This window comes from Alicyclobacillus sacchari, assembly GCF_004366795.1.
Classification (GTDB): domain Bacteria; phylum Bacillota; class Bacilli; order Alicyclobacillales; family Alicyclobacillaceae; genus Alicyclobacillus; species Alicyclobacillus sacchari.
Genome location: NZ_SORF01000044.1, coordinates 1 through 3,028, shown reverse-complemented (window position 1 = coordinate 3,028; position 3,028 = coordinate 1). Strand labels below are relative to the sequence as shown.

General features: G+C 54.3%; 1 protein-coding gene and 1 pseudogene. Both read right to left on the bottom strand.

Annotated elements, in window-relative coordinates; all coding sequences use genetic code 11:
* Positions 1-542, bottom strand: a pseudogene (locus C7445_RS14235) (4-hydroxy-3-methylbut-2-enyl diphosphate reductase); the annotation flags it as partial.
* Positions 543-631: 89 nt separating this feature from the next.
* Positions 632-3,028: type IV secretory system conjugative DNA transfer family protein (locus C7445_RS14230; protein WP_134161363.1), on the bottom strand; the 2,397-nt coding region annotated here is incomplete at its 5' end.

Sequence of the window (3,028 nt, the reverse complement as noted above, 5' to 3'; positions counted from 1 at the left end):
CCAATGAATCCCTGATTTCGTTTGGAATCATCCCAGTCGTACCATGACTTCGGCAATAAGGCGATATATCCGCCAACATTCATCACGTACGCTCCCTGGCGGATATCCACGATCACACCTGTCGCACGATGACCAGGCTTACTGACTCGTTCGGCATTCAGTTCCTGCAAGCGTTCTAGACCACGTTTGCGATTGATTAAGATGGTCGAATCCCCTTCGTCTTGGAGATCAAAATCCTCAACCATGCCGCATATCCACCGTTCTGTCAATGTGAGCGGATCGTTGTCTTCTGTAAGATTGGAGTACTCTGGCTCGACCGGAAGAATCACTTTCGCTGGACCTATATCGCCAACCAGAAATGCACGAGTCTCACCGTTCATTTTCATGTGTTGCAAACCGAGCATGTGTACATGAATGATCGTCTTGGCTCGCTTCCATCCACGTGCGGCCATTTTGAGCTCATCTGGAGTGAGATGAATGGGTTCACTGCTTCTTGAACCTTCTGCAAATGTGTTTACGTATACGGCACGCAAGTTTTCCATGATAATCCTCCCATCGCTTCATCCGTAATTGATTTGCCTATACTCACCGTATATCGGCTATCCACAAAATGTGCGCCAAGTTTACGCCATTATCGGTTCTTCCGCTCAAACCCACATTGCAGGCACCGCCACTTGCGAGCATCTGGCGTCAAGGTCAGTTCTGAATCGCACTGAGGACATCGCTTAGGTGTCCGCTGTGCACGCAAGTCGATGCGGACAATGGCGGGCTCTTCTACGGGTTGCTCGGTCTCTTGTTCTGTCGACTCATTCTGTGAGTTATATGGGCTTGTCCAGCCCTGTTGGGTCCACGTCACAGTTTGAGTTTCAACTGGTTCGACGTTCACAGAATCGGGGCGCGACGAATCGGACACATGGGAGGCGGCCTCTTGGATCGCGAGCGCGAAGGCTTGCACATTGATTTTCGCGTTCCGATCTGCCGTGGGTCGTACCTGCGACGGCGATGCAGGGATCGGGACATTGGCCTCTTCACGCGATTCCGTCATAGACCGCCCTTCTGATACCGCATGTTCGACGACATTTGTTGCTTCGTTGACAGGCGGCTGTGGTTGCGCTCGGTTCTGCGAACGGCGCACGTCGAAGAATCCGCGTCGGTGTTTCACCCACTCATCTGCGTACGACGTGATTCCTACGCATGGAGGCTGTACCTGATTGTCCACGGTCATGGCGAAAATCGCCTCGTCCTTGGAGAGCCCGTAGGCGATGTCCTCCAGCCGATACCGTGGGTCGACGGTCTCCTGGGTATTCACGCGCCGGTCCAGGTTTCGGGTGTCGAAAAACCAGCTGAGCTTGTTTTCCGAATAGGTTTCGCGAATGTTTTTGACGGAACCTAGCGCGTGCTCCAAGAAGCGCGCATCGTCTGGTGACGGAGCCGGGAAATAGATTTTGTTGCGACAGCTCCCCTCCACGACGTCCATGAATTTCTTCGACACATCGAGCAGCTGCGCTCGTGCTTGAATGGCGAGCATCATCCCAACGCGGTACTTGCGCGCTTGGGAGAACATCTCGGTGAACGACTCGGTGCCGTAGACGGCGAATTCATCCACGTACAGATACACGGGTCGGCGTGTATCTTCCGTGCCTTCGCGTTCCAGCGCGTACATCTTGAGTGTGACCAGGAATAGCTTGCCGAAGAGTTTGCCAGCCGGACGGTTCCCCGTCACCACCACGACCAAACGCCCGGGTCGCTCTTTGCCTGCCGCGAGAAAGCCCTGAAAGTCAAACGGCGGGAGCTCGTCTGTCTTGAACACTTGTCGCAGGCGTGGGTTGGTTGCCAACTCATTGACAACGATTTTGAGTCCCTTCGTGATGGTCTCGAGCTTCTCCAGCTTCTGCTCGGTCGCGGTGTCCATAAGGAATGACCGCGCCGCAGATAACACCATGCTCTTTTCGTGTGGCTTCAGACGATGGAAGCGAGCTTCGACATCCGGTCGTTCATGTTCCCACATGCTCATGGCTTCATCCATCTCGTTCTTGCGCTTCTTCTTCGCCGTCCCCGTTTCTTGCGCCGCGCAATCTTGTACCATGCTACAAATGGCACGGAAGTGGAGCGGATCGGTCACCAAATCCGCAAACTGCAAGAAGTCCGCTTCCGGCCAAAGCGGCACCTGAACCTGAATCACCGTTCGCACCAAATCATCCTGCGCATTTTGAAAGAATCCGTCCTGCTTGCCCATCTTCTCTTGGAGTGCGGCGCGCACATTGTCGATGATGTCCGCAATCTCGCCACCGAACGGGCTGAAGGACACCGTGCTCGGCATTGCACCGCGCAGATCCATGATGATAGTCTCCACACCCAATTGATTCGCCATGTTTACCGCGGCCTGTGCGAATCCTCCGTCGGGGTCCATTGCAATCACGTCCATGGGCACGCCGTCTGCCATGGAGCGAATGTCCTGGTACACACCTTTGAGCAGGAGACGACTTGTTTTTCCTGTCCCTGTACTACCGAGCACGAGTGTATTAATGAACCGATCTTTCCTCTCAATCCGGATGGGACGACCATTGTCCTTCCGCACACCAATTTCGATCCCGACGAGTTCAAACTTGGTCGGATCGTCGTTCTTCCCTCGCCGCACGTGATACCCATTGGAGGCGTGCATGCGTTGCAAGAACTGTGCTTTCGCTGTTGGTGATAAGCCTCGATATACCAAGAAGGTCAGCAGACCGAGCACTCCAACTACCAAGGCCAGCGCGATCACCCAAGCATTCTCATGCATCAGTGGATTTGTCGCGTTGAGTGTAGAAAGCGGGAGCTTCGGCCCTGTGCCGGATGTAAGCGGGTTGATGATTTGATTGCTGTTGGTCGTATTGGTTGCGGCTTTCGGCGCACTTGGATGAAGCATACGTTCCTGCCACGCTGCGATCAGACCATGCAGCTTCATCACACTGAACGCGGCCATGCCAATGACGGCCAATGTACCGAGTTGTGCCATGCGTCCGAGCGCGCGAAAGATGGATCGATACAA